Below are 23,515 nucleotides of genomic sequence, written 5' to 3'. Positions count from 1 at the left end.
ATTCCATGTCCGTCATCACCGTCGACACCGAGGCCGTGGGTGCGGCCCACACGGCCGCGCTCGCCACCATGGAGCGGCTGCACGTCGAGGCCGCAACACTCATGAGCCAGCTCACGCAGCTGCAGTCCTCGTGGGTCGGGAACGCGTCGAGCGCGTTCCAGTCCTGCGTGGAGCAATGGCGCGGGGGTCAGCTGAACCTCGAGCAGACGCTCGAATCCATCGGCCACTCGCTCGGCAGCGCCGCCACCCAGTACGCCGAGGCCGACCAGTTCTCGGCGAGTCTGTTCCGCTGACCGAGCGCACGAAAAGACGCCCCGACCATGAGGTCGGGGCGTCTTCTCTTCAGCGCTTCTGGATCAGAAGTCCATGCCACCCGTCGGGTCGCCGGCCGGAGCCGCCGCCTTCTCGGGCTTGTCGGCCACGACGGCCTCGGTCGTCAGGAACAGGCCTGCGATCGACGCCGCGTTCTGCAGAGCCGAGCGGGTCACCTTGGCCGGGTCGATGATGCCCTGTGCGAACATGTCGCCGTACTCACCGCTGGCGGCGTTGAGGCCCTGACCTGCGGGGAGCTCGGACACCTTGTTCGCGACGACACCCGGCTCGAGACCGGCGTTCAGCGCGATCTGCTTGAGCGGAGCCTCGATCGCGACGCGGACGATGTTCGCGCCGGTCGCCTCGTCGCCCGAGAGCGTGAGGGCGTCGAGAGCCTTGGTGCCCGACTGGATGAGCGCCACGCCACCACCGGGGACGATGCCCTCCTCGACGGCCGCCTTCGCGTTGCGGACGGCGTCCTCGATGCGGTGCTTGCGCTCCTTGAGCTCGACCTCGGTCGCGGCACCTGCCTTGATGACGGCGACGCCGCCGGCGAGCTTCGCGAGGCGCTCCTGCAGCTTCTCACGGTCGTAGTCGCTGTCGGTGTTCTCGATCTCGCGACGGATCTGCGTGACGCGACCCTCGATCTGGTCGGCCTCACCGGCACCCTCGACGATCGTGGTCTCGTCCTTGGTGACGATGACCTTGCGCGCACGGCCGAGCAGGTCGAGCGTGGCGTTCTCGAGCTTCAGGCCCACCTCTTCGGTGATGACCTGGCCGCCCGTGAGGATCGCGATGTCCTGCAGCTGCGCCTTGCGACGGTCGCCGAAGCCGGGAGCCTTGACGGCGACCGACTTGAAGATGCCCTTGAGCTTGTTGAGCACGAGGGTCGCGAGAGCCTCGCCCTCGACGTCCTCGGCGATGATGACGAGCTCCTTGCCGTCCTGGATCACCTTGTCGACGATCGGCAGAAGGTCCTTGATGTTCGAGATCTTCTGGTTCGCGATGAGGATGTACGGGTCCTCGAAGACGGCCTCCTGGCGCTCCGGGTCCGTGACGAAGTACGGGTTCAGGTAGCCCTTGTCGAAGCGCATGCCCTCGGTGAGCTCGAGCTCGGTGCCGAAGGTCTGCGACTCCTCGACCGTGACGACGCCTTCCTTGCCGACCTTGTCGATCGCCTCGGCGATGAGCTCGCCGATGGCCGGGTCAGCGGCCGAGATCGATGCGGTCGCGGCGATCTGCTCCTTAGAGTCGATCTCCTTCGCGCTGGCGAGCAGCTCCTCGGTGATGGCCGTGACGGCCTTCTCGATGCCGCGCTTGAGCGAGATGGGGTCGGAACCGGCTGCGACGTTGCGCAGACCCTCGCGCACGAGCGCCTGAGCCAGCACCGTGGCGGTGGTGGTTCCGTCACCGGCGACGTCGTCGGTCTTCTTGGCGACCTCCTTGACGAGCTCCGCGCCGATCTTCTCGTACGGGTCGTCCAGCTCGATCTCCTTGGCGATCGACACACCGTCGTTCGTGATCGTGGGGGCGCCCCACTTCTTCTCGAGCACGACGTTGCGACCGCGCGGGCCGAGCGTCACCTTGACGGCGTCGGCGAGGATGTTGAGGCCGCGCTCGAGGCCGCGGCGGGCCTCCTCATCGAAAGCGATGATCTTTGCCATGAGTTTTGTCGTCCCTCCTGGACGTAGACGTTGGGTTTAGCACTCAGAGTGAGAGAGTGCTAACGCCATTCTGGCACTCGACCCCATCGAGTGCAAGCCGCCGTGGAGGGACTACGGAGCCGGGGTCTCGGTCGCCGCAGGCGGGTTTGAGGAGCGGTCGAGACCGATCACGACCGTGAGCTGCTTCTGCTCAGTGTCGTTCATGTCGGCGTAGAAGTCGCTCTGCTGCACATCGGCTCCGCCGATGACTCCGGCGAGCCCGATCGCGGCCAGCTCGTCCTCGTCGGCGACGTAGTACACGGTCGTGGTCGAGAAGTCCTGACTGGTGCTGTCGCTCGCGAACACCACGTCGGCCGACCATCCGCTGTTGATGAGCGTGTCGCGCATCTGGTCGTCGAGCCCCTCGTCGGCCGTCGCGTTGAGGATGAGCACCGAATAGGTGGTGTCGACGACGCCGGTCTCCTCGGGCGTGGGGGTCGCGGTCGGGACCGCCTCGGGGAAGAGACTGATGCGTCCCATGACGACGAGCGAGCCGAAGATGCCGCCGATGATGAGCACGAGGGCGGCGACGAACGACCACAGGAGGACGATCCAGCCGTTCATCCCCGGCGCTTCGGCGCGATGCGCACCCACACGTCCGGAGGTGCGGGGGACGTCGTCGAATCGATCGCGGTTCGGCTTAGACACCCCTCGATGCTAACGGCACCGCACTGTGTATCCGCGTCGGCGGCCGCTCAGCGCGTGGCGCGGGCCCGATCAGCCGACGAACCCGGCGGTGCGGGCGGAGCGCTGGAAGGCGCGGCGATCGCGGATCCGGCGCAGTCGGCCGACCAGCAGGGGGTCGAACTCCAACGCGGCCTCGGAGTCGATCAGCCGGCCGAGAAGCTGGTAGTACCGCGCCGCGCTCATGCCCAGCTGCGCGCGGATGACCTCTTCCTTCGCCCCGCCGTGCCGCGGCCAGGCGGTCTCGAGAGCGAGGATCAGACGATCCCGTTCCGTGAGCTCTCCGCGCATGCGCTCAGACTACGTCGGGTCGCCTCACTCGGCCGCGCGCCACTCCCACCATCGTCCGAGTGGATCGGCTGCCGCTCGCACCCTGCCGTCGAGGGCCACGACGAACCCCGGCCACTCCTCTCCCACCATGGGCGGCTCCCACACGTCGAGGAGAGCGGGCGGATCGATCGTCACCCAGCGCGCGGACAGGGCGAGGATGCGGTCGACGAGCGCCGTCCGCATCGCGCGCGGGATGTGCACGAGCACACCGGGGGTCGTGATCACGAGGGTCGCGTCGGAGGGCGCCGCCCTCCCCAGCTCGTCGAGGCGCTCGAGCGCGTCGCCCTGCAGCAGCACCGGCGGATCGGCGGAGGCGATGTCGAGCGCAGCCGTCACCCGCTCCCCACGGCCCTCCTCCCCCGGCCACACGAGCGAGCGCAGCCAGCGCCGGTCGCGGGCGTCGCGGGCGTCGAGCGGGGCGAGGTCGATTCCTCCGCGCCAGACGACGCGCGGCATCCGGAGCTCGGGGATCTCGCCGTCGACCCGGCTCTCCAGCAGGACGGTCGACGGTCCGTCAGCGGGGTCGAGCGCGGCGCGCACCCGACCTGCCCCGTCCACGAAGCGGTACGAGTAGCGGTCGGGATAGAGACAGAGCCCGGCGGATGCGCCGATCTCGAGCAGGGCGATGGGTCCGTCGATCTCGGAGAGCACGGGGAGCAGCGCGGCGAGACGCAGCGGCTCGTTGGTCTGAAGTCGACGGCCTGTGCACTCCGCGACGATCTCGTCGGCGCGCGCCATCACGAAGTCGCGCCAGGTGTCGAACGGACCGGTGCCCGCACCGAGCATCCGGGTGACCGCGAAGACGAGCGGCGGCTGCCGTCGGGTCTCGGGGATCCTCGAGATGATGTCGGAGAGTGCCGGGTCCCCGGCCACTCCCGCGGCCCACTCGGCGTACACCTCGCTGCGCCCCGGCGCCTCCTCTGCGGCGAACCGCGCGTAACGCTGCTGCACGGCATCCGTCATATGACCATTCTGCCGCGCCGACCCCCGCCGGACACGAGAGAATGGGGGAAGACCCTCAGGAGGACCGATGTCGTACAGCGTGGACAAGACCGAAGACGAGTGGCGCGAGGAGCTGGGCGCCGACCAGTACGCCGTGCTGCGTGAAGCGGCGACCGAACGGGCCTGGACCGGCGAGCTGCTCGACGAGAACCGTGCCGGCCTCTACACCTGCGGCGCCTGCGGCGCCGAGCTGTTCAAGAGCGGCACGAAGTTCGACTCCGGATGCGGCTGGCCGAGCTTCTACGAATCCGTCCGCCCCGATGCGGTCGAGCTGATCGAGGACACGAGCCTCGGCATGGTGCGCACCGAGGTGCGCTGCGCGACCTGCGGCTCGCACCTCGGCCACGTGTTCCCCGACGGTTTCGGCACGCCGACCGGCGACCGCTACTGCATGAACTCGATCGCGCTGAACTTCACCCCCGACGAGTCGTGAGCGCGCTCGAGGCCGTCCGCTCGCGTCAGTCCTGGTCGAAGGTCACCGCCGAGGCACCGTCCCGGGAGGAGCTGCTGCACCTCGTCGCTGCGGCCGGTCGCGTCGCCGACCACTCGTCGCTGCGCCCGTGGCGTCTCATCGAGATGCGCGGCAGCGACCGCGAGGTGCTGGGTGCCGCGATCGCCAAGGCGCAGGGCGACTCGTCGCCCTCGACCAAGCCGCTGCGTGCGCCGCTGCTGATCGCCGTGGTCGCCAGCTATCGCAAGAGCGACAAGGTGCCGCGCTGGGAGCAGGAGGCCGTGGCATCCGGTGTCGCTCACATGCTGAGCCTGCTGCTCGACGAGGCGGGCTGGGGCGTCATCTGGCGCACCGGGCACTACACCCGCGCCAAGGCCGTCGCGAAGGCGCACGGCCTCGGCAAGAACGAGGAGCTGCTCGGCTGGCTCTACGTCGGCGGCAAGCCGGAGGGCAAGAAGCCGGGGCGGCGCAAGAGCGTCGAGGCACGCAAGCTCGTCACCCGGATGCCGAAGCCGAAGAAGCGCGACGCGAAGCAGTAGTCAACGGCGGCGACGCGGCAGCGCGACGACGACGGATCCCACCGCCACCACGACCATCCCGACGATCTGCCACAGGGCGGGCCCTGCGGCAGCGGGCCAGACGAGGTCGATGACGACGGATGCGGCGAGCTGTCCGAGCACCGACCCGAGCCCCATCAGCAGCACGCCGGTGTGCGCGACGATGAAGGCGCCGAGCAGGATGTAGGCGAAGCCGAGGAACCCACCGAGGTACAGCCACGGCTCTGCCGGTGGGACAGCGGGCAGGCCGCGGATCGCCACGCTCACGGCCGCGGCGAGAAGCAGGGCGACCGTGCCGGCGATGAAGCTCGTGAACGTCGCGATGAGCGGCGACGCCACCCGCTGCGCGAGGCGTCCGTTCGTCGCCGCCTGCCATGCGATGCCGACGCCGGCGGCGAAGGGCAGCGGCAGCATCCAGAGCGGCGCGGTCGTGAGGACGTCGCCGCTGAGCGATATCCCCACCGCGGCGAGCGCCAGCCCTCCCCCGAGCACCCGTCCGGGTGTGACGGCGACCACGCCGGCGGGTCCGAAGCCGATCCGGTCGAGGATGAGCCCGTGGAGGGTCTGCCCGGCCACGACCCCGACCGTGAACAGCGAGACGCCGAGGACTCCCGCCGTCACCCCCTGCGTCGAGACGGTCAAGGCGCCGCAGGCGCCCCCCAGCAGCATCCAGAACGGGATCGTCCGGTGTCGGATGCCGTCGCGCAGACGCCCCACGCCTCGACGCGCGGAGGGGATGCAGACGATCACCGCGATCAGCGCCGCGAGTCCCACCGAGAAGGAGATGAGACCGGCCACGATCCCGTTGTCGACCCTCACTCCGAGGACGCCGTTGATGCGAGCCTGCACGGCCGTCATGACGCCGATCGCGACTGCGCCGCCGAGCGCGACGGGAGCGGACAGGCGGCGGTCGAGTGTCACCCGTCGACCCTACCCGAGCGTCGGATCGCGTCCTGGGCCGGTGTCGGTGGCGCGGCGTACGCTGGCGGCATGTGCGCGAGCTACGGACTTGATCCCCGATTCACCGACACGGAGCTCCTCGAGGCCGCCGATGAGGCGGTGCTCGACGGCCTCCGCGGGTGGGCGGAGGAGAACGCGAACGAGACGGTGCGCCCCACCGGCAAGAACCTCCGCAACCTCAACCCGATCGTGATGCAGCCCGACACCGCGCCGACCCTCGAGTCCGCGTGGTGGGGTTTCCTCGTCGGAGGCGAGCCCTCGAAGTTCCCGTCGATCAACACCAGGTCCGAACGCCTCCAGGATCGCCCCGGCGGGTTGAAGACCCGCGCTCTGGTCCCTGCGACGAGCTGGTACGAGATGAAGAAGCCCGAGCGCGTGTGGCACGAGTTCCTCGTCGACGACGGCGCGCTGTTCGGCATGGCGGCGGTGACGCAGCGCGGCCGCACCACGGACGGCACCTGGTTCACCTGCTACTCGATCGTCATGCGCCCCGCTCCCGACCGCCTCGCCGACATCCACGACCGGATGCCGCTGCTGATCCCCGCGTCATTGAGCCACGACTGGCTGACCGCCGAGCCCACGAGAGAGATCATCGATGAGGCGATCGCCGCATCGGAAGAGGTGTCCGCTCGCGTGACGGCTCGTCCGCGCGACTGATCGTCCGTCGGCGGGATCGTCCTCCGGTGCTACGGATCCGGAGGACGACGCCGCGCGTTCCGGTACCACAGGAGGACGCGGTGCAGCGTCCCTGGGCCGTAGCGTCGAAGGCATGATCACAGCAGAGGGCCTCACGAAGAGGTTCGGAGACAAGACAGCCGTTCAGGACGTGTCGTTCACGGTCAAGCCGGGCACCGTCACAGGATTCCTCGGCCCCAACGGCGCGGGCAAGTCCACCACGATGCGCCTCATCGTCGGCCTCGACCGGCCGACCGCGGGCACCGCGACCGTTGCAGGACGGGAGTACCGCAAGCTGCGCGCGCCACTCACAGAGGTCGGCGTGCTGCTCGATGCCAAGGCCGTGCACACGGGCCGCACCGCACGCAACCACCTGCGGGCGATGGCGGCGACCCACGGCATCCCCGCCTCGCGTGTGGATGAGGTCATCGAACTCGCCGGCATCGGACCGGTAGCCCGCAAACGCGCCGGGAAGTTCTCGCTCGGCATGGGCCAGCGCCTCGGCATCGCGTCGGCACTGCTCGGCGACCCGCACACGCTGATCCTCGATGAGCCGGTCAACGGCCTCGACCCGGAGGGCGTGCGCTGGGTGCGTCAGTTCGTGCGGCACGCCGCCTCGGAGGGTCGCACGGTGCTGCTCTCCAGCCACCTGATGAGCGAGATGGCGCAGACCGCCGATCACGTCATCGTGATGGGTCGCGGCCAGGTGCTCGCCGATGCTCCCCTCGACGAGCTCGTGCGCGCCTGGACCCGCAACACCGTCCGGGTCCGCACGCCGCGCGCCGCCGACCTCGCCGCGGTGGTGGGGGGACCCGACGTCGAGATCGTCAGCACCGCGCCCGACCTCCTCGACGTCGTCGGCCTGCCCGCCTCGCGCATCGGCGATCTGGCCGCGGACCGCGGCATCCCGCTCCACGAACTCACCCCCACCACCGGTTCCCTCGAAGACGCCTACCTCGCTTTGACCGGCGACGCGGTCGAGTACCGGACCAAGGAGATCTCATGACCACCCAGGCTCCCGCCCGCACGCGACAGCGCGTCGATACGGGTCATCGACTGTCGTTCCTGCGCGAGGTGCGCGGCGAGTGGATCAAGCTCGCCACCCTCCGCTCCACCTGGTGGTCGATCGCGATCACCGCCGTGCTCACCGTCGGCATCGCCGTCCTCATCGCTCAGGCGATCGATGCGCCGGGGTTCGAGCCGATCCAGGCGGTCGTCATGCCGATCCAGTTCACGATGCTGCTCGCCGGCATCCTGGGCGCGATCTCCGTGACCGGCGAGTACTCGACCGGCATGATCCGCTCGACCCTGACGGCCAACCCCCGCCGCGGGTCTGCTCTGCTCGCCAAGGCCCTGGTCGTGGCGCTGTTCCTGTTCGTCAGCTCGGTCGTCATCTTCTCAGCGGCGGCCGTGGCCGTGTCGGCGATCGTCTCGTCGCGCGATCAGGGCATCGATTGGAGCGATCCGTCGCTGTCGATCCTCCCGATCATCGTCTCGTCGCTGGCGATGGCCGTGTTCGCGCTCATCGGCGTCGCGTTCGGCTTCCTGCTCCGTTCCGGTGCGGGGGCGATCGCGGCGACCGTCGGCCTGCTCTTCGTCCTCCCGATCGTGGCGAGCTTCTTCACCATGGCGGGCGAGGCCTGGGCCTGGGTCGTGGATGCCTCCACGTATCTGCCGGTCGCCGCCGCGCAGAGCGCGATCCTCCCCCAGGGCGCCGCCCTCGACGAGCCGGTCGCGTATCTGACGCTCGGGGCGTGGACGGTCGGCAGCCTCCTCGCCGCGTGGGTCGTACTGCGCACCCGCGACGCGTGACCTCACGGCCGCGTAGAGTTCCCCGGTGACCAGCACGCGCAGCCGCAGCCCCCTCCGCGAGGAGGAGGAGCTGCGGCTGCCGCGTCCTCCAGGGGTTCTCCGCCGATTCTGGGCACGACACCCGGTCATCGCGGACGTCCTGATCACTCTCATCTGTCTCGCCCTCTCGCTGCTGCCCGCCGCTCCTTTCGATCGCACGGCCGAGGGCCCGCTCGCGCTCGCCTTCGCGGTGGTGGCGCCGATCGCGATCATCGCGGCATGCGTCTCCCTGATGTGGCGGCGAATCGCACCTCTCGTCCCTTTCGTCGCTGCGGGCTCCGTCGAGGTGCTCCTCCTGTTCGCCGACCAGCCGACCGGCACACCGCTGACGCTCGTGACGTGCTACTCGCTCGCGGTCTACCGGTCGTCGCGTGTCGCGTGGATCGGCTTCGGCATCATGGTCGCCGCGATCGTCGCCGTCGCCGCACCACTCGTCCTCACCGGCGCCACCTCGATGCAGATCGGGCTGAACACCGGACTGACCGTCCTCATCTTCGGCCTGATCGGCACCCTCATCGGCGTGAACGTCGGTGGTCGCAAACGGTACATCGCCGCCGTGATCGACCGGTCCCGCCAGCTCCTCGTCGAGCGCGACCAGCAGGCGCAGCTCGCCGCGGCGTCCGAGCGGGCGCGCATCGCGCGGGAGATGCATGACATCGTGTCGCACTCGCTCACCGTGATCGTCGCACTCTCCGAGGGCGCCGCGGCCACGTCCGACCGCGATCAGGCGGCGGCCGCCTCCACCGCCGCGGCGACGACGGCGCGCGCCGCTCTCACCGAGATGCGCGCCATGCTGGGCGTGCTCCGCGACGCGGAGGCGACCGCTCCCCTCGCGCCCGCCGCGCCGGTCGATCCCCGCGAGACGGTCGCGATCGCGCAGCGCGCCGGCTTCCCCGTCACGCTCACAGAATCCGGCACGGCCGCCCTCTCCCCCGCTGTGGCGCACGCAGTCGGACGCATCGTGCAGGAGGGTGTCACAAACGCGATGCGACACGCGCCGTCAGCGAGCTCGATCGCCGCGCGCATCATCCACGCTCCGGGGAGCGTCGTCGTCGAGATCGTCAACGACGGAGCGTCGGGAGCAGTCGGCACCGCCGGCTTCGGGCTTCGCGGCCTCGCCGAACGCGCCGCACACGTGCAGGGCACGGTCGTCTCAGAGCCCGCCGCGGGAGGACGATGGATGCTGCGCGCCGAACTGCCCGTCGACCAGACCCCCGATCCCGTCGAACCCACCGCGGAGGAGCCGTCATGACCGACCCGATCTCGATCCTGCTCGTCGACGACCAAGAGCTCATCCGTCTCGGGTTCCGAATGGTGCTCGAGGCCGAGGCGGACATGGTGGTGGTGGGTGAGGCGGGCGACGGTCGCGCCGCGATCGCGCAGACCGGGGCCCTGCATCCCGACCTCGTGCTCATGGACATCCGGATGCCGGGACTTGACGGGATCGCCGCAACCGAGGCGATCGTGCGCGAGCACCCGGAGAGCCGGGTGCTGGTGCTCACGACGTTCGATCTCGACGAGTACGCCTTCGGAGCGATCCGGGCGGGCGCGAGCGGCTTCCTCCTCAAAGACGCCCACCGCCACGAGATGATCGCCGCCGTGCGAGCGGTGCACCGCGGCGACGCCGCGCTGGCACCGAGCGTGACGCGAAGACTGCTCGAGCACGTGAGCTCGCAGCTCGACGCCGTGCCGACAGCTGCGCCCGTACCCGTCGATGACCCCACGACGTCGCTGACCGAGCGGGAGCGCGACGTGTTCCTGCAGATGGCTCGAGGACTCACGAACGCCGAGATCGCGCGCGCACTGTTCGTCAGCGAATCGACGGTGAAGACCCATGTCGGGCGGGTGCTGTCGAAGCTCGAGGCTCGCGACCGCATCCACGCCGTGATCCTCGCGCACCGGCTGGGCCTCGTACCCGACGATCCGCTGCCCGGCAGCACTGACGCGCCGACGCCCTGAGGCGCCGACGCGTCAGAGACCGCGCAGAGTCAGGATGCTGAGGGCGTCCACTCCGAGACGCGGTTCAGCGTGGCGATCTCGTCGTCGGTGAGCTCGAGTCGGGCACCCGCGAGCAGGTCGGGAACCTGCTCGACGGTGCGCGCGCTGGCGATCGGAGCGACGACCGTCGGCTGAGCGCGCAGCCAAGCGAGAGACGTGGCGGCGATCGACGCACCGTGCGCATCACCGATCTCCTCGAGCGCGTCGATGATGCGCAGGCCCGCTTCGCTCGCGTACTTCGCTGCACCACCGGCGCGCGGAGACGACTGACCTGCGGCATCCGTCGAGCGGTACTTGCCGGTGAGGAATCCGCTCGCCAGCGAGTAGTACGGGACGAGACCGAGCCCGAACTCCTCCGCCACCGGGATGATGTGCTCCTCGACGTCGTTGCGATGCACGAGGTTGTAGTGCGGCTGCACGGCGACCGGACGTGAGATGCCGAGGCGGTCGGAGATGTCGATCCACTCGCGGATGCGCTCGGCCGAGTAGTTCGACACGGCGATGTTCCGCACGAGACCGTCGGACACGAGACGACCGAACGCCTCCACCGTCTCCTCGAGCGGGGTGTCGGCGTCGTCGAAGTGCGCGTAGTACAGGTCGAGCGCGTCGACGCCGAGGCGCTGAAGCGATGCCTCCGCCGCGGCGCGGACGTTCGCGCCCGCGAGACCCCTGAAGTCCGGGTGCTGGCTCACCTTCGTGGCGACGACCACGCCCTCCGGCTTCCGGGAGGCGAGCCATTCGCCGATGATCGTCTCGCTCTCACCGCCCGAGTTGCCCGGCACCCAGGCGCTGTAGGAATCGGCGGTGTCGACGAAGTCGCCTCCCCCGTCGACGAAGGCGTCGAGGACGGCGAAGGATGCGTCGCGATCGGCGGTCCAGCCGAACACGTTGCCGCCGAGCGAGAGCGGGAAGACGGTCAGATCACTGTTTCCGATGCGAGTCATACTCCGAGACAACCAGACCGGTGCGCCGGGTATTTCGCGTGTGACGCGGGATGTCGCGGCGCCGAGGGCGGCGCCCGAGAACTGAGCCGACTACGGGACTCGAACCCGTAACCCCCGTATTACAAGTACGGTGCGCTACCAATTGCGCCAAGTCGGCGGACGCCACTCAGCTTAGCGAGAGGCGGCGTCTGCGAACGAACTACGGGGTCGCGGTCGGGCTGGGTGTCGGAGTCGGCGACGGCGTCGCGGCCTCCTGCGAGGCGTCGTTCGACACGGTCAGGACGAACTGCGAGAACTCGACCGGATCGTCGAGGGCGCCGACGTAGGCCTCACCGTTCACGACGATCATCGGCGCGGACGACAGCACCAGGTCGTCGGATCCGACGAGCGGACCCTCGAGCGCCCGAGAGGTGGCCTCCTTGGCCCAGGTGACATAGTCCTGGTCCTCTATGCACGAACGGATTGACTTGATGCTGTCCGAACCGACGGCGCCGGCGATGTCGGCGAGTTCCGAGTCGGAGTAGCCGTCGGTGTTCACCTCGGGCTGGTCCTCGAGCAGATCGTGGTTGAAGGCGTAGAACTGCGCCGGCGAATGCGTCGCGACGCAGGCAGCAGCGCCCGCTGCGCGCAGCGAGTACTTGGTGCCGTTCGAGCTCGCCGTCAGCAGAGCGACCGGGTGGTACGTGACGGTCGCGGCACCCTCGGTGATCCAGTTCACGAGTTGACGGGCGTTGGCACGCTCGAACTCGCCCGCGTCGGGCGACAGGTAGTCGACGTAGACGTGGATGTCGACCGAGCTCGACGTCGTGGGCTGGGGCGTGGATGTCGTGGCGGCACCGGCATCCGTCGCATCGGGACTGGGTGTCGCTGGGACCTCGTCGGCCACCGCGGTGGCGCTGACGTCGGAGACGAGGATGCCGTCGTTGTCCATTCCGCCCGGCGAGAGCTGCGGCTTCGAGATCTGGGCCGACACGGCGAGGGTCACCGCGGTGCCGATCGCTCCGACGGCGATCACGGCGATGGCGCCGATGATGATCCGTCGCATGATGCGCGCCCTCGACTGCTGGGCGTGCACCTTCTGTGCCTTCTCCCGCACGACCTCGCGTGAAGTGCGAGATGTGGGGACGTTCGGCGTCTCGTCGCTCGACATCGTTCCTCTTGACAGTCCTGGGAGGGGCGGGGTGGCCCCGATCGCCGTTCGGGAGGCGATCGCCGCGGGTGCGCAGCCGAGATCGATGTTAACCAGCCAGGCTGAGAAATACCCAGACGCCCCGGATTCTGCCATACTGATCCCGACCCGATGAGGGGTCACGGCGGGTCGAACCGCCGCTCTATCACTACGGATCGTCCGGCACGTACCTGCCGGTGAAGGAGAAACACAATGGCATCTGTGACTTTCGACGAGGCCACCCGCCTCTACCCGGGCGGCACCCGCCCGGCTGTCGACAAGCTCAACCTCGAGGTCGGAGACGGCGAGTTCCTCGTCCTGGTCGGCCCCTCCGGTTGCGGTAAGTCCACTTCCCTCCGCATGCTCGCGGGCCTCGAAGAGGTCAACGCCGGCCGCATCCTCATCGGTGACCGCGACGTCACCGATGTGCCGCCGAAGGACCGCGACATCGCGATGGTGTTCCAGAACTACGCGCTGTACCCGCACATGACCGTCGCCGAGAACATGGGCTTCGCGCTCAAGATCGCCGGCGTCGGCAAGGAGGAGCGGGCCTCCCGCGTCCTCGAGGCGGCCAAGCTCCTCGACCTCGAGCAGTACCTGACCCGTAAGCCCAAGGCCCTCTCGGGTGGTCAGCGTCAGCGTGTCGCCATGGGTCGCGCCATCGTGCGCCAGCCGCAGGTGTTCCTCATGGACGAGCCGCTGTCGAACCTCGACGCCAAGTTGCGCGTGCAGACGCGTACGCAGATCGCGTCGCTGCAGCGCCGCCTCGGCGTCACCACGGTCTACGTCACGCACGACCAGACCGAGGCTCTGACCATGGGTGACCGCATCGCCGTGCTGAAGGACGGTCTGCTGCAGCAGGTCGGCTCGCCGCGCGACCTGTACGAGAAGCCGAACAACGTGTTCGTCGCCGGCTTCATCGGCTCGCCCGCCATGAACCTGTTCTCGGCTGACCTGGCCGACGGCGGTGTGCAGTTCGGCACCGAGGTCGTCCCGCTCGACCGCGACACGGTCGGCCGCGCGACGGGCTCGCAGGTCACCGTGGGTGTGCGCCCCGAGGACATCACCGTCGGCCCGGCCGACGGCAGGGGCCTCTCGGTCGTCGTCGACCTCGTCGAGGAGCTCGGCGCCGACGGCTACCTCTACGGCCACACCGACATCAACGGCAAGCGCACCGACCTGGTCGCCCGCGTCGACGGCCGCAACCACCCGAACGCGGGCGAGACCGTGACCCTGGCCGCCAACCCCGGCCACGTGCACGCCTTCGACCTCGAGACGGGCGACCGCCTGAACGACAAGCCGGTCGTCTCGGCCTGATCGGAACCGCTGGACGCGGCGCGGGCAGACTTCGGTCGCCCGCGCCGCTTCTGTTTCCCCGCACCTCCGTCAACGTCCCCAGGAGAGTCATGCAGCAGGCCCTGCGCATCACCGCGAGCTCGGTCGACCCCGGGCTCCTCGCGCTGCCCTGGTCCACTCCCCTGGGTGCCTGGCCCTCCGAGCACATCGTCTCGCTCCCGAAGGGACTCTCGCGTCACCTCGTGCGGTTCGCCGACCTCTCCGGCAAGGTCGTCGCGGTCAAGGAGACGACGGAGGAGATGGCGCGGAGAGAGTACGAGATGCTCGGCAACCTCGCCCGTCTCGACGTGCCCTGCGTCAGCCGCGTCGCCGCGATCGCCGGCCGCAGCGATGCCTCGGGCGATTCCCTCCCTGCCGCACTCGTGACCTCTCATCTGCGCTTCTCGATGCCCTACCGCGCCCTGTTCACTCGGGTGCTCCGCCCCGACACCGCAAACCGTCTCGTCGATGCCCTGGCCGTGCTGCTCGTGCGACTGCACAACGTCGGCTTCTACTGGGGTGATGTCTCGCTGTCGAACACCCTCTTCCGGCGGGATGCCGGGGCCTTCGCGGCGTATCTCGTCGACGCCGAGACCGGCGAGCTGCACGAGGAGGGCCTGACCGACGGTCAGCGCGCCTACGATCTCGATCTCGCCCGCACCAACATCGCCGGCGAGATCATGGACCTGGCGGCGGGCGGACGACTCGAAAGAGGCGTGGATGCCGTCGCCATCGCCGACGGCATCGTGTCGTCGTACCGCTCGCTGTGGGCGGAGCTGACCGCCCAGGAGTCGTTCTCATCCGCGGAGACGTGGCGGATCACCGAACGGGTGGAGCGGCTCAACGCACTCGGTTTCGACATCGACGAGATGTCGATGTCGACGACCTCCGACGGGACCGTCGTGGAGATCCAGCCGAAGGTCGTGGATGCCGGACACCACCAGCGCCGGCTGATCCGCCTCACGGGTCTCGACGTCGAGGAGAACCAGGCGAGGCGGCTGCTGAACGACCTTGACGAGTTCCGCGCCCGCTCGACGAAGCAGTGGTCGGACGAGGAGATGTACGCCCACGAATGGCTCACCCGGGTGTTCGAGCCGGTGGTGCGCGCGATCCCCTACGAGCTGCGCGCCAAGCTCGAGCCGGCCGAGGTCTTCCACCAGGTGCTCGAGCACCGGTGGTACCTGTCGCAGGCGCAGGGCCGCTCGGTACCGCTCGCCGAGGTGCTCACGAGCTACATCAACGACGTGCTGCGGCACCGCCGCGACGAGGCGACCATCATGGGACCTCCGACCGAGACCATGAGCCTGCCGGTCGTGACGGGGTCGACGGCCGTCGCCGACGACGACGAGATCGACTGGCGCGACCTGGTCTGAGGCGCGTGCGGGTCAGTACCCGACGGTGAAGCGCTCGCGGTGGTGGTTGCCCTGCTCGATCTCGTCGACGACCGCGACCGCGAAGTCGGCGCCGGAGATGAACGACTGCCCTTCGGCGTCACGCACGAGCACGTCTCCGCCGTCACGGTAGCGACCGGTGCGCTCACCCTCAGCCCAGGGCCCGAAGACCTCGGCGGGGTGGATGAAGAACCAGTCGAGCTCGGCATCCGACGACTCAAGCAGCGCGAGCGAGTCGATGCCGACCTGGGCCTCGTGCTTGTACTCCTCGGGGAAGTCGAGGTCGAAGAGGCGCGGTCCTCCCGGCGCGACCAGGCTGCCGCCCGCGCCGCCGACGACCCCGAGGCGGGTCGACGTGTCGGCGAGCTCGGCGATGACGTTGCGCAGGGCCTCGAGCACCCGGTCGGTCATGTCGCCGCGCGGCGAGAGCGCCGACACCACGGCATCCGCTCCGTCGAAGGCGTTGGCGAGCGAGGCGGCGTCCAGCGCCGACCCCTGCACGTACGACGCACCGTCGACGGGGTCGGACGGCGCGGAGCGGGAGATCGCGATGACGTCGTGCCCGCGGCTCACCGCCTCGGTCACGATGTGCTTCCCGGCGTAGCCGGTTCCCCCGAGGACGACGATGCGCGCCATGGTGCTTCTCCCCTACTTGGCGTTGCGGATGGTGGAGACCTGGTAGAGCGCGACCGAGGTCGCGATGCCGGCGTTGAGCGACTCGGTCACAGCCGAGATCGGGATCGAGACGATCTGGTCGCAGGTCTCGGCGACCAGGCGCGACAGACCCTTGCCCTCGGACCCCGTGACGATCACGACCGGGCGGTCGGCGAGCTGCAGGTCGGGCAGCAGTACGTCGCCGTCGCCGTCGAGGCCGAGGACGAACACCCCCTGCTTCTTGAACTCCTTGAGCTGCGTCGTGAGGTTCGAGGCCAGGGCCACGGGCACCCGGGCGGCTGCGCCGGCGCTCGTCTTCCACGCCGCGGAGTTCACGCCGGCCGAGCGGCGCTGCGGCAGGATGATGCCGTGACCCCCGAAGGCGCCGGTCGAGCGGATGATCGCTCCCAGGTTGCGCGGGTCGGTGATGCCGTCGAGGGCGACGAACAGCGGCACCTCGCCCTTGTCGATGACCTGCTCGAGGAGATCCTGCGGGTGCGCGTACTCGTACGGGGGGACCTTGATCGCGACGCCCTGGTGCACCCCGTCGAAGCCGGCCATGCGGTCGAGCTCCTGACGCGTGACCTCGAGCACCGGGATGCCGCGGTTCGTGGCGATCGACAGCATCTCCTTGACGCGGTCGTCCATCTCCACGCGCTGCGCGATGTAGAACGCTGTCGCCGGGATCTTCGCGCGAAGCGCCTCGAGCACCGAGTTGCGACCGGTCACCGTCTCGGTGTCGGTCGTGTTGTCCTTCACCCGCGACGAGCGGTTGGGGTTGCCGCCGGATGCCTGGCGCCCGCCGGGCTTGCCTCGTCCCCCGGCGGCGGCATAGCGCTCGGCCGCGGCCTTGCGCTTGCCGGCGGGGTGCCACGCACGGTCCTCGGCCTTCGGCGTCGGTCCGCGGCCTTCGAGCGAGCTGCGACCCTTACCGCCGGAGCCCTTGGTGGGGCCCTTCTTCTTGCCCTTGCCCGCTGAGGGGTTGCCTGGCTTAGCCATCGATACTCCAATGAGTTCCGGCCGGAGTGTCCTCCAGCGTGATTCCTGCGGCGGCGATCGCATCGCGGATGCGATCCGCCGCCGCCCAGTCCTTGTCTGCGCGCGCCTGCGCACGCTGCGTGATCATCTCCTGCACGAGCGCGTCGAGCGCTGTCGCGTGCGCGGTGGATGCCGTCGACGCCGACGACGGCACGAGCCCCAGCACGGAGGTCATCGCGAGCACTGCGCGGGCAGCGGCGAGCGCGGCATCCGCGTCTCCGGAGTCGAGCGCGGAGTTGCCCGCCCGCACGGTCTCGTGGAGCACCGCGAGCGCCTGCGGCACACCGAGGTCGTCATCCATCGCCTCGGTGAAGGCCGCCGGGAGGCTCTGCGCCGCCATGTACCCGATGCCGCCGCCGGCGACGCGGCCCGCACGCTGCAGGAACCCGCCGATCCGGCCGAGAGCGGCCTCCGCCTCGCTCCACGACGACTCGGAGAGGTCGAGGCTCGAGCGGTAGTGGGCCGCGGCGAGCGCGTACCGCACGACGAGCGGATCGTGCTCCTTCAGCACGTCGGCGGCGAGGGTGAAGTTCCCGAGCGACTTCGACATCTTCTGGCCGCCGACGGTCACGAGTCCGTTGTGCACCCAGTAGTTCGCGAAGCCGAGACCGGCCGCGGTCGACTGTGCCAGCTCGTTCTCGTGGTGCGGGAACCGGAGGTCCAGCCCCCCGCCGTGGATGTCGAACGCGTCGCCGAGGTAGCGGCGCGACATGGCCGAGCACTCGATGTGCCAGCCGGGTCGGCCGGCGCCCCAGGGCGACTGCCAGACGGCATCCGTCGGCTCGTCCGGCTTGGCGCCCTTCCACAGCGCGAAGTCCTGCGGCGCTCGCTTGCCTCGGGGATCGGCGTCCTCCGCGGCCTCCATCGCGTCGACCGACTGGTTCGTGAGCTCGCCGTAGGTCGGCCACGAGCGCACGTCGAAGTAGACGTCACCGGATCCGTCCGGAGCCGGGTAGGCGTGCCCCCGCTCGATGAGGGTGGCGATCAGCTCCTGCATCTGCGGAACCGAGGCCGTCGCCCGCGGCTCGTACGTCGGCGGCAGGATGCCGATCGCGGCATACGCCCGGCTGAACTCCTGCTCCATGCGGTATGCGAGCGCCCACCAGGGCTCGGCATCCGTCGCGTTCGCGAGCACCTTGTCGTCGATGTCGGTGACATTGCGCACGAAGGTGACGCGGCCGTGCCGGAGCTCGAGCCAGCGACGCAGGAGGTCGAAGCTGAGGGCAGCGCGGACGTGCCCGATGTGGGGTCCCGACTGCACGGTGGGTCCGCACACGTACATCGTGATGTTCTCGTGATCGAGAGGCACGAAGTCACGCAGCCGCTGTTCGCGGGTGTCGTAGAGGCGCAGAGTCACCGGACAAGCCTACCGGGCGGGCGAATCGCGAACCCGGGAGATCGTCACGATGGTCAATCGACGGCGAGCACCTGTCCGGTCTGCACTCCGAGCACGCTCTTCGCGAAGGCCTGCCCGACCCGGTACGACGAGACGGGGACGAAACCGGGGAACGACGAGTGGTACGACGGGGCGTCCTCGAGCACCGACGGGCTGACCGCGTTGATACGGATCCCGCGCGGCAGCTCGGTCGCGGCGGCGAGGACGAAGGACTCGAGGGCGCCGTTGACGAGCGAGGCGGCGGCGCCCGTCGCGATGGGCTCCCGCGCGAGGATGCCGGAGGTCAGCGTGAAGGACCCGCCGTCACGCACGAAGGGCGTGCCGATCCGCACCACGTCGAGCTGCGCGAGCACCTTGTTGCGGAAGGCCGACTCGTAGTCGTCCCTGCTCAGCTCGGCGAGCGGGCGGAACGCGACGCTGCCGAGCGCGACGACCACGGCATCCACGTCTCCGACCCCGGTGAACAGGCGCTCGATGGATGCCGCGTCGGTGGCGTCCACGGGGTGGTCGCCGCTGCGCGACGCCTCGACGATGTCGTGGCCGTCGAGGGCGGCGACGGCCGTGCGGCCGACCGCTCCCTGTGCTCCGATGACGAGGACCCTCATCACGTCTCCTTCCCGGCCCGAGGGCCGTCGCTGTGGATCATCGCGATCGCGGTGACCGCGATGCCTTCGCCGCGTCCGGAGAACCCGAGCCCGTCCGTGGTCGTGGCCGTGACCGACACCGGTGCGCCGCCGAGGGCGGCGGAGAGCGCCCCTTCGGCCTCGGCGCGTCGGGCGCTGAAGCGCGGACGGTTGCTCTGGAACTGCACCGAGACGTTGCCGATCTCGAACCCTGCGTCGGTCAGCAGCTCGCGCGTCCGTGCGAGGAAGACGGCGGCGTGGGCACCGGCGTACTCGGGATGCGCCGTGCCGAAGTGCTCTCCGATGTCGCCGAGTCCTGCGGCCCCGAGGAGTGCGTCGACGATGGCGTGCGCCACGGCGTCGCCGTCGCTGTGACCGGACAGCGGCTGCTCGCCTGGCCACTCGAGTCCGGCGAGCCAGAGGTGTCCCTCACCGCCGAAGGCGTGCACGTCGGTCCCGATGCCGACGCGGGACACCGGCGAGGTTCGAGGACCGGCGGCCGCTTCCGACGTCGGCCTCGCCTCGCCGAGCAGGTGCCGGGCACGCTCGAGGTCGGCCGGGGTGGTGATCTTGAACCCCCGTGGGGACCCGGCGATGTGCCGTACCGGGTGGCCGGCCGCTGCGAAGAGCGCCGCATCGTCGGTGTACTCGATGCCGTCGGACGACGCCTGCTCGTACGCGCGCTCGAGAAGCGCGCGCGGGAAGCCCTGTGGCGTCTGCGCGGCGGCGAGCTCGGAGCGATCGATCAGTCCGACCACGGCATCCCCGTCCACCCGCTTGAGCGTGTCGACGACCGGGAGCGTCGGCAGGACACCGGTCTCGGCGTCGACGGCATCCCGCACCGCGTCGATGACCTCGGGAGGGGTCAGTGCGCGGGCCGCGTCATGCACGAGCACGGTGCGCACATCGCCCCACAGCGCCGCAAGCCCGGCGGCGACCGACTGCTGGCGGGTGCCACCCCCCGTGACGACGCGACCGAGGTCGGCGCGGCCGCCCGCGGCTTCGCGCAGCTCGGTCTCGGCGTCGCCCTCGAATCCTTCCGGGGCGACCACGACGACCTGGGCGGGGGCGGCGGCGAACACGCCGTCGAGCGCGTGCCGCAGGATCGAGTGCGCGTCGATCCCGACGAACGCCTTGGGAGCCCCGCCGTCGAGGCGGGTGCCGGAGCCGGCGGCCACGACGATGATCGCGGTGTCCGGGACAGGTATCAGGGTCACGCCCTTCACGTTACCGGCGGGAAACGACGGAAGGCGGATGCCGAAGCATCCGCCTTCCGTCGAAGGGCGCTCAGGAGGCGAGGACCTCGTCGAGCAGTGCGCCCGCCTTGTCCTCGTCGATCTTCTCGGCCAGCGCGAGCTCGGAGATGAGGATCTGCCGGGCCTTGGCCAGCATCCGCTTCTCTCCGGCCGACAGGCCGCGATCCTGATCACGGCGCCACAGGTCGCGCACGACCTCGCTCACCTTGATGACATCACCCGAAGCGAGCTTCTCGAGGTTCGCCTTGTAGCGGCGCGACCAGTTGGTCGGCTCCTCCGTGAACGGTGCGCGCAGGACCTCGAACACGTGGTCGAGGCCCTCCTTGCCGATCACATCGCGAACTCCCACGAGATCGACGTTCTCAGCGGGCACCTCGATGATGAGGTCCCCCTGGGTGACGTTGAGCTTCAGGTACTTCTTCGTCTCGCCCTTGATGATGCGCTCTTTGACCTCGATGATGGTCGCAGCGCCATGGTGCGGATAGACGACGGTCTCGCCAACCTCAAAAAGCATAAAAACGTGTCCTTTCGGCAACCTCAAGGATACCACAGGGGATATGCGCTAAGGTTCGCGCCCCCTGGTCTGCGGCGGCCTCTCCGCATACGCATAGAATGGATGCGGATATCCCGCCGGACCTCAGGAGGACCCGTGAAATCGCGCCTTGTCGCGTCTGCCGCCATCAGCGCCCTCGTTCTGCTCGGCGCGACCGGCTGCACGTTCATCACGCCGCAGTCGACGAAGATCGAGTACTCCGCCTCCGACGGTGTGAACGTCTCCGACACCGACGGTCCGCTCGACGTGCGCAACGCGTTCATCGTGGCCAACGAAGAGGGCACCGTCGGCAACTTCATCGGCGCGGTCGTGAACCCGACCTCCGACAAGGCGACGCTCACGATCACGATCGCCGGCATCGATCCCCTCACGGTCACCGTGCCGGCGGGCAAGACGATCAGCTACGGGGCGGACGCTGATCCGCTCCGCATCGTCGGCCTCGACGCCAAGCCCGGCGCCACCGTCGAGATGCACTTCCAGTCGGGAGACGGCGCCGGCACGAAGACCCAGATCCCCGTGCTCGACGGCACGCTCCCCTACTACGCCGATCTGGTGCCCGAGACGGCCACGAGCACGCCCTCGCCGACTCCGACCCCGAGCGACACGGCTGCACCCGCTCCCGAGGAGTGAGTCGGACGCGAACGTCCGAGAGGCCGGCACCCCGTGGGGTGCCGGCCTCTCTCGTTCCGCTGCTCAGCCTTCGAAGCGGTAGCCGAGACCGCGCACGGTGACGAGCATGACGGGCTCGCCCGGGTTCTCCTCGATGCGCGAGCGGATGCGCTTGATGTGCACGTCGAGCGTCTTGGTGTCGCCGAAATAGTCGCTCCCCCACACACGGTCGATCAGCTGCCCGCGGGTCAGCACACGCCCGGAGTTGCGCATGAGCACCTCGAGCAGCTCGAACTCCTTGAGAGGCATGTTGATCTGCTGGCCGGCGACCGAGACGGTGTGCCGGTCGATGTCGAGGCTGACGCGGCCGCCCTCGAGCACGCGCTCGTCGAGCTCGCTCTCGGCCTGCACGACCCGTCGCAGCACCGCGCGCATGCGGGCCAGCAGCTCCCTCGACGAGTACGGCTTCGTGATGTAGTCGTCGGCGCCGAGCTCCAGACCGACCACGATGTCGACCTCGGAGTCCTTGGCCGTGAGCATGATGATCGGCACCGCGGAGGTCGAGCGGATCTGACGGCACACCTCGGTGCCCGGCATCCCCGGCAGCATGAGGTCGAGCAGCACCACATCGGCCCCGCGCTCGCGGAAGGCCGTGAGGGCGCCTGGTCCGTCTTCGGCGATCTCCACCTCGTAGCCCTCGCGGCGCAGCAGGTATGCGAGGGGGTCCGCCAGGTCGGGTTCGTCTTCGACGAGAAGGATGCGGGTCATTCGTTCTCTCCGTTCCGGACGCGGGCAGCGGCCTTGGCGGCCTTGCGCTCGCGCTTCTTCTTGCTCTTCTTGCCCTGATCGAGTCCCGTGGGGGCATCGATCATGGGAAGCCTGATGGTGAAGGTCGATCCCCGGCCGGGTCTCGACCACAGCAGCACCTCGCCGCCGTGCCGCTGCGTCGCGTGCTTGACGATCGACAGCCCGAGGCCGGTGCCGCCCGTGCGGCGCGATCGCGCCTCATCGGCGCGGTAGAACCGCTCGAAGATCCGCTCACGGTCGGCCTCGGCGATGCCGATGCCCTGGTCGGAGACGGCGATCTCGACGACCTCGCCGTCGGCCTTGACGCCGACGCCGACGCGGGAGCCACGCGGTGAGTACGCGATCGCGTTGGCGATGAGGTTCCCGAAGGCCTCGATGAGGATCTGCGAGTCACCGCGCACCCACACCCCTCTGTCGCCGCCGCGGGCGATCTCGACACCGCCCGAATCGGCCTGCACGACGTGCGCCTCGATCGCCGACGCGAGCACCTCGTCGACCGACACGGGCCGTGCGTCGGAGAGTGCGTCGTCGGCCTGAAGACGCGAGAGGCTCATGATGCGCCCGGTGAGCTGGCCGAGGCGTGCCGCCTCGGCCGAGATCCGACTGGCGAAGTGCCGCACCTGCGCGGGGTCGTCGGATGCCGACTCGATCGCCTCGGCGAGCAGGGTGACCGCCCCCACCGGAGTCTTCAGCTCGTGGCTCGTGTTCGCGACGAAGTCACGGCGCATCTGGTCGAGGCGCTCCTGCTCGGTGACGTCGCGGATCACGAGCAGCGACATGCGGGGGCTGATCGCGCTGGCCCGGGCCGAGACGAGCCGCGGATCGAGGCTCAGACCGCCGCGCGTCAGTCTCAGCGACTCCGTGGCCGGCGCCCCGTCGGCCCGCACGCTGCGCACCAGCTGCCGGAGCTCCGGGTTCTCCAGAGGCGCACCGACCTCGATGCCGAAGCGCGCGGCCGGCTTCGACGCCGCGAGCACGAACCCCGAGGTGTCGACGACGCAGGCGGCGTCGTCCATGCTGCCCAGCACCGCGGTGACTCCCTCGGGAACGACGAGCGATGTCTCGCTGTCGATGCGCGCCCTCGTGCGGTACGCCCAGGCCACCACCAGCGAGAGCCCGACGCCCATCGCGAGACCGACGAACAGCGCGAACAGCGCGATCTGCGGCAGGGTCATGTCACCAGCGTAGAGTGCGTTCACCTGCCGATCGGCGGGTTCG

At 69.6% G+C, this 23,515-nt stretch carries 26 protein-coding genes and 1 tRNA gene; 11 read left to right on the top strand and 16 right to left on the bottom strand.

Going from position 1 to position 23,515, the window contains the following annotated elements; all coding sequences use genetic code 11:
* Nucleotides 1–5: 5 nt before the first annotated feature.
* Nucleotides 6–293 (top strand): WXG100 family type VII secretion target, encoded by a 288-nt coding sequence (locus AUC47_RS09350; protein WP_096714947.1) that lies wholly within the window; start codon nt 6–8, stop codon nt 291–293.
* Between the two features lie 63 nt (nt 294–356).
* On the opposite strand, the gene groL is transcribed toward AUC47_RS09350, so the two are convergent.
* The 4 genes from groL to AUC47_RS09330 all read right to left on the bottom strand — a co-directional run bounded on the left by groL (nt 357) and on the right by AUC47_RS09330 (nt 3,992).
* Nucleotides 357–1,976, bottom strand: a complete 1,620-nt coding sequence (gene groL, locus AUC47_RS09345; RefSeq protein WP_096714946.1) for a chaperonin GroEL — start codon at nt 1,974–1,976, stop codon at nt 357–359.
* A 111-nt stretch (nt 1,977–2,087) separates the two neighbouring features.
* Complete coding sequence (locus AUC47_RS09340) at nt 2,088–2,663, bottom strand: LytR C-terminal domain-containing protein (RefSeq protein WP_306453245.1); 576 nt, start codon at nt 2,661–2,663, stop codon at nt 2,088–2,090.
* 69 nt (nt 2,664–2,732) lie between these two features.
* Nucleotides 2,733–2,990 carry a DUF3263 domain-containing protein gene (locus AUC47_RS09335; protein ID WP_096714944.1) on the bottom strand — a complete coding sequence of 86 codons (258 nt, stop codon included), beginning with the start codon at nt 2,988–2,990 and terminating at the stop codon, nt 2,733–2,735.
* Between the two features lie 24 nt (nt 2,991–3,014).
* Nucleotides 3,015–3,992, bottom strand: a complete 978-nt coding sequence (locus AUC47_RS09330; protein WP_096714943.1) for a DUF2332 domain-containing protein — start codon at nt 3,990–3,992, stop codon at nt 3,015–3,017.
* Nucleotides 3,993–4,059: 67 nt separating this feature from the next.
* Between AUC47_RS09330 and msrB the strand changes: the two genes are divergently transcribed.
* Both msrB and AUC47_RS09320 read left to right on the top strand, forming a co-directional pair.
* The gene (gene msrB, locus AUC47_RS09325) at nt 4,060–4,464 is read left to right on the top strand and encodes a peptide-methionine (R)-S-oxide reductase MsrB (protein WP_096714942.1); all 405 of its coding nucleotides are present in this window, start codon (nt 4,060–4,062) and stop codon (nt 4,462–4,464) included.
* Nucleotides 4,461–5,021, top strand: a complete 561-nt coding sequence (locus tag AUC47_RS09320) for a nitroreductase family protein (RefSeq protein WP_096714941.1) — start codon at nt 4,461–4,463, stop codon at nt 5,019–5,021. Before msrB ends, AUC47_RS09320 begins: the two co-directional genes overlap by 4 nt.
* Here AUC47_RS09320 and AUC47_RS09315 read toward each other — a convergent pair whose 3' ends face one another.
* A complete protein-coding gene (locus AUC47_RS09315) occupies nt 5,022–5,960 on the bottom strand; it encodes a DMT family transporter (protein ID WP_256999502.1) in 939 nt (312 codons plus the stop codon). It abuts the gene before it with no gap.
* 69 nt (nt 5,961–6,029) lie between these two features.
* On the opposite strand from AUC47_RS09315, the gene AUC47_RS09310 reads away from it, so the two are divergent.
* From AUC47_RS09310 to AUC47_RS09290, 5 genes are all read left to right on the top strand, one after another.
* Nucleotides 6,030–6,656, top strand: coding sequence for an SOS response-associated peptidase family protein (locus AUC47_RS09310; protein ID WP_096714940.1), 627 nt, complete (start codon nt 6,030–6,032; stop codon nt 6,654–6,656).
* Nucleotides 6,657–6,768: 112 nt separating this feature from the next.
* The gene (locus tag AUC47_RS09305; RefSeq protein ID WP_096714939.1) at nt 6,769–7,680 is read left to right on the top strand and encodes an ABC transporter ATP-binding protein; all 912 of its coding nucleotides are present in this window, start codon (nt 6,769–6,771) and stop codon (nt 7,678–7,680) included.
* Nucleotides 7,677–8,486, top strand: coding sequence for an ABC transporter permease (locus tag AUC47_RS09300; RefSeq protein ID WP_096714938.1), 810 nt, complete (start codon nt 7,677–7,679; stop codon nt 8,484–8,486). The genes AUC47_RS09305 and AUC47_RS09300 overlap by 4 nt, the downstream gene beginning before the upstream one ends.
* A gap of 25 nt (nt 8,487–8,511) precedes the next feature.
* Complete coding sequence (locus tag AUC47_RS09295; RefSeq protein WP_096714937.1) at nt 8,512–9,777, top strand: sensor histidine kinase; 1,266 nt, start codon at nt 8,512–8,514, stop codon at nt 9,775–9,777.
* Complete coding sequence (locus AUC47_RS09290; RefSeq protein WP_096714936.1) at nt 9,774–10,484, top strand: response regulator; 711 nt, start codon at nt 9,774–9,776, stop codon at nt 10,482–10,484. Before AUC47_RS09295 ends, AUC47_RS09290 begins: the two co-directional genes overlap by 4 nt.
* 29 nt (nt 10,485–10,513) lie before the next feature.
* Here AUC47_RS09290 and AUC47_RS09285 read toward each other — a convergent pair whose 3' ends face one another.
* The 3 genes from AUC47_RS09285 to AUC47_RS09275 all read right to left on the bottom strand — a co-directional run bounded on the left by AUC47_RS09285 (nt 10,514) and on the right by AUC47_RS09275 (nt 12,617).
* Complete coding sequence (locus tag AUC47_RS09285; RefSeq protein WP_096714935.1) at nt 10,514–11,467, bottom strand: aldo/keto reductase; 954 nt, start codon at nt 11,465–11,467, stop codon at nt 10,514–10,516.
* Nucleotides 11,468–11,551: 84 nt separating this feature from the next.
* Nucleotides 11,552–11,624 (bottom strand) — tRNA-Thr (locus AUC47_RS09280).
* Nucleotides 11,625–11,666: 42 nt separating this feature from the next.
* Nucleotides 11,667–12,617, bottom strand: coding sequence for a DsbA family protein (locus AUC47_RS09275; protein ID WP_096714934.1), 951 nt, complete (start codon nt 12,615–12,617; stop codon nt 11,667–11,669).
* Nucleotides 12,618–12,848: 231 nt separating this feature from the next.
* Between AUC47_RS09275 and AUC47_RS09270 the strand changes: the two genes are divergently transcribed.
* Both AUC47_RS09270 and AUC47_RS09265 read left to right on the top strand, forming a co-directional pair.
* Nucleotides 12,849–13,952: an ABC transporter ATP-binding protein gene (locus tag AUC47_RS09270; protein WP_096714933.1), complete on the top strand. Its 1,104-nt coding sequence runs from the start codon at nt 12,849–12,851 to the stop codon at nt 13,950–13,952.
* A gap of 89 nt (nt 13,953–14,041) precedes the next feature.
* Nucleotides 14,042–15,343: a DUF4032 domain-containing protein gene (locus AUC47_RS09265; RefSeq protein ID WP_096714932.1), complete on the top strand. Its 1,302-nt coding sequence runs from the start codon at nt 14,042–14,044 to the stop codon at nt 15,341–15,343.
* A 12-nt stretch (nt 15,344–15,355) separates the two neighbouring features.
* On the opposite strand, the gene AUC47_RS09260 is transcribed toward AUC47_RS09265, so the two are convergent.
* The 6 genes from AUC47_RS09260 to AUC47_RS09235 all read right to left on the bottom strand — a co-directional run bounded on the left by AUC47_RS09260 (nt 15,356) and on the right by AUC47_RS09235 (nt 20,842).
* Entirely contained in the window at nt 15,356–15,997 is a 642-nt protein-coding gene (locus AUC47_RS09260; protein WP_096714931.1) for an NAD(P)-dependent oxidoreductase, read from the bottom strand.
* Nucleotides 15,998–16,009: 12 nt separating this feature from the next.
* Nucleotides 16,010–17,014: a 23S rRNA (guanosine(2251)-2'-O)-methyltransferase RlmB gene (gene rlmB / locus AUC47_RS09255; protein ID WP_096714930.1), complete on the bottom strand. Its 1,005-nt coding sequence runs from the start codon at nt 17,012–17,014 to the stop codon at nt 16,010–16,012.
* Nucleotides 17,007–18,410 (bottom strand): cysteine--tRNA ligase, encoded by a 1,404-nt coding sequence (gene cysS / locus AUC47_RS09250; protein WP_096714929.1) that lies wholly within the window; start codon nt 18,408–18,410, stop codon nt 17,007–17,009. The genes rlmB and cysS overlap by 8 nt, the downstream gene beginning before the upstream one ends.
* Before the next feature lie 53 nt (nt 18,411–18,463).
* Nucleotides 18,464–19,054: a short chain dehydrogenase gene (locus AUC47_RS09245; RefSeq protein WP_096714928.1), complete on the bottom strand. Its 591-nt coding sequence runs from the start codon at nt 19,052–19,054 to the stop codon at nt 18,464–18,466.
* Nucleotides 19,054–20,289 carry a 2-C-methyl-D-erythritol 4-phosphate cytidylyltransferase gene (ispD, locus tag AUC47_RS09240; protein WP_096714927.1) on the bottom strand — a complete coding sequence of 412 codons (1,236 nt, stop codon included), beginning with the start codon at nt 20,287–20,289 and terminating at the stop codon, nt 19,054–19,056. The genes AUC47_RS09245 and ispD overlap by 1 nt, the downstream gene beginning before the upstream one ends.
* A 70-nt stretch (nt 20,290–20,359) precedes the next feature.
* Complete coding sequence (locus tag AUC47_RS09235; RefSeq protein WP_050722636.1) at nt 20,360–20,842, bottom strand: CarD family transcriptional regulator; 483 nt, start codon at nt 20,840–20,842, stop codon at nt 20,360–20,362.
* Between the two features lie 135 nt (nt 20,843–20,977).
* Between AUC47_RS09235 and AUC47_RS09230 the strand changes: the two genes are divergently transcribed.
* Nucleotides 20,978–21,511 (top strand): DNA modification methylase, encoded by a 534-nt coding sequence (locus AUC47_RS09230; RefSeq protein WP_096714926.1) that lies wholly within the window; start codon nt 20,978–20,980, stop codon nt 21,509–21,511.
* Nucleotides 21,512–21,574: 63 nt separating this feature from the next.
* Here the strand turns inward: AUC47_RS09230 and AUC47_RS09225 are convergent, their stop codons facing one another.
* Nucleotides 21,575–22,258 (bottom strand): response regulator transcription factor, encoded by a 684-nt coding sequence (locus AUC47_RS09225; RefSeq protein WP_096714925.1) that lies wholly within the window; start codon nt 22,256–22,258, stop codon nt 21,575–21,577.
* Nucleotides 22,255–23,472, bottom strand: coding sequence for a sensor histidine kinase (locus tag AUC47_RS09220; protein WP_096714955.1), 1,218 nt, complete (start codon nt 23,470–23,472; stop codon nt 22,255–22,257). Before AUC47_RS09220 ends, AUC47_RS09225 begins: the two co-directional genes overlap by 4 nt.
* Nucleotides 23,473–23,515: the final 43 nt, after the last annotated feature.

This window comes from Microbacterium sp. SZ1 (assembly GCF_002362255.1).
Classification (GTDB): Bacteria; Actinomycetota; Actinomycetes; order Actinomycetales; family Microbacteriaceae; genus Microbacterium.
This window is presented reverse-complemented; position numbering and strand designations above follow the sequence as displayed.

Coding starts and splice junctions, on each gene's coding strand:
- AUC47_RS09350 (WP_096714947.1), top strand. CDS start 6: ATGTCCGTCATCACCGTCGACACCGAGGCCGTGGGTGCGGCCCACACG.
- groL (WP_096714946.1), bottom strand. CDS start 1,976: ATGGCAAAGATCATCGCTTTCGATGAGGAGGCCCGCCGCGGCCTCGAG.
- AUC47_RS09335 (WP_096714944.1), bottom strand. CDS start 2,990: ATGCGCGGAGAGCTCACGGAACGGGATCGTCTGATCCTCGCTCTCGAG.
- AUC47_RS09330 (WP_096714943.1), bottom strand. CDS start 3,992: ATGACGGATGCCGTGCAGCAGCGTTACGCGCGGTTCGCCGCAGAGGAG.
- msrB (WP_096714942.1), top strand. CDS start 4,060: ATGTCGTACAGCGTGGACAAGACCGAAGACGAGTGGCGCGAGGAGCTG.
- AUC47_RS09310 (WP_096714940.1), top strand. CDS start 6,030: ATGTGCGCGAGCTACGGACTTGATCCCCGATTCACCGACACGGAGCTC.
- AUC47_RS09305 (WP_096714939.1), top strand. CDS start 6,769: ATGATCACAGCAGAGGGCCTCACGAAGAGGTTCGGAGACAAGACAGCC.
- AUC47_RS09300 (WP_096714938.1), top strand. CDS start 7,677: ATGACCACCCAGGCTCCCGCCCGCACGCGACAGCGCGTCGATACGGGT.
- AUC47_RS09290 (WP_096714936.1), top strand. CDS start 9,774: ATGACCGACCCGATCTCGATCCTGCTCGTCGACGACCAAGAGCTCATC.
- AUC47_RS09285 (WP_096714935.1), bottom strand. CDS start 11,467: ATGACTCGCATCGGAAACAGTGATCTGACCGTCTTCCCGCTCTCGCTC.
- AUC47_RS09275 (WP_096714934.1), bottom strand. CDS start 12,617: ATGTCGAGCGACGAGACGCCGAACGTCCCCACATCTCGCACTTCACGC.
- AUC47_RS09270 (WP_096714933.1), top strand. CDS start 12,849: ATGGCATCTGTGACTTTCGACGAGGCCACCCGCCTCTACCCGGGCGGC.
- AUC47_RS09265 (WP_096714932.1), top strand. CDS start 14,042: ATGCAGCAGGCCCTGCGCATCACCGCGAGCTCGGTCGACCCCGGGCTC.
- AUC47_RS09260 (WP_096714931.1), bottom strand. CDS start 15,997: ATGGCGCGCATCGTCGTCCTCGGGGGAACCGGCTACGCCGGGAAGCAC.
- rlmB (WP_096714930.1), bottom strand. CDS start 17,014: ATGGCTAAGCCAGGCAACCCCTCAGCGGGCAAGGGCAAGAAGAAGGGC.
- AUC47_RS09245 (WP_096714928.1), bottom strand. CDS start 19,054: ATGAGGGTCCTCGTCATCGGAGCACAGGGAGCGGTCGGCCGCACGGCC.
- AUC47_RS09235 (WP_050722636.1), bottom strand. CDS start 20,842: ATGCTTTTTGAGGTTGGCGAGACCGTCGTCTATCCGCACCATGGCGCT.
- AUC47_RS09225 (WP_096714925.1), bottom strand. CDS start 22,258: ATGACCCGCATCCTTCTCGTCGAAGACGAACCCGACCTGGCGGACCCC.
- AUC47_RS09220 (WP_096714955.1), bottom strand. CDS start 23,472: ATGACCCTGCCGCAGATCGCGCTGTTCGCGCTGTTCGTCGGTCTCGCG.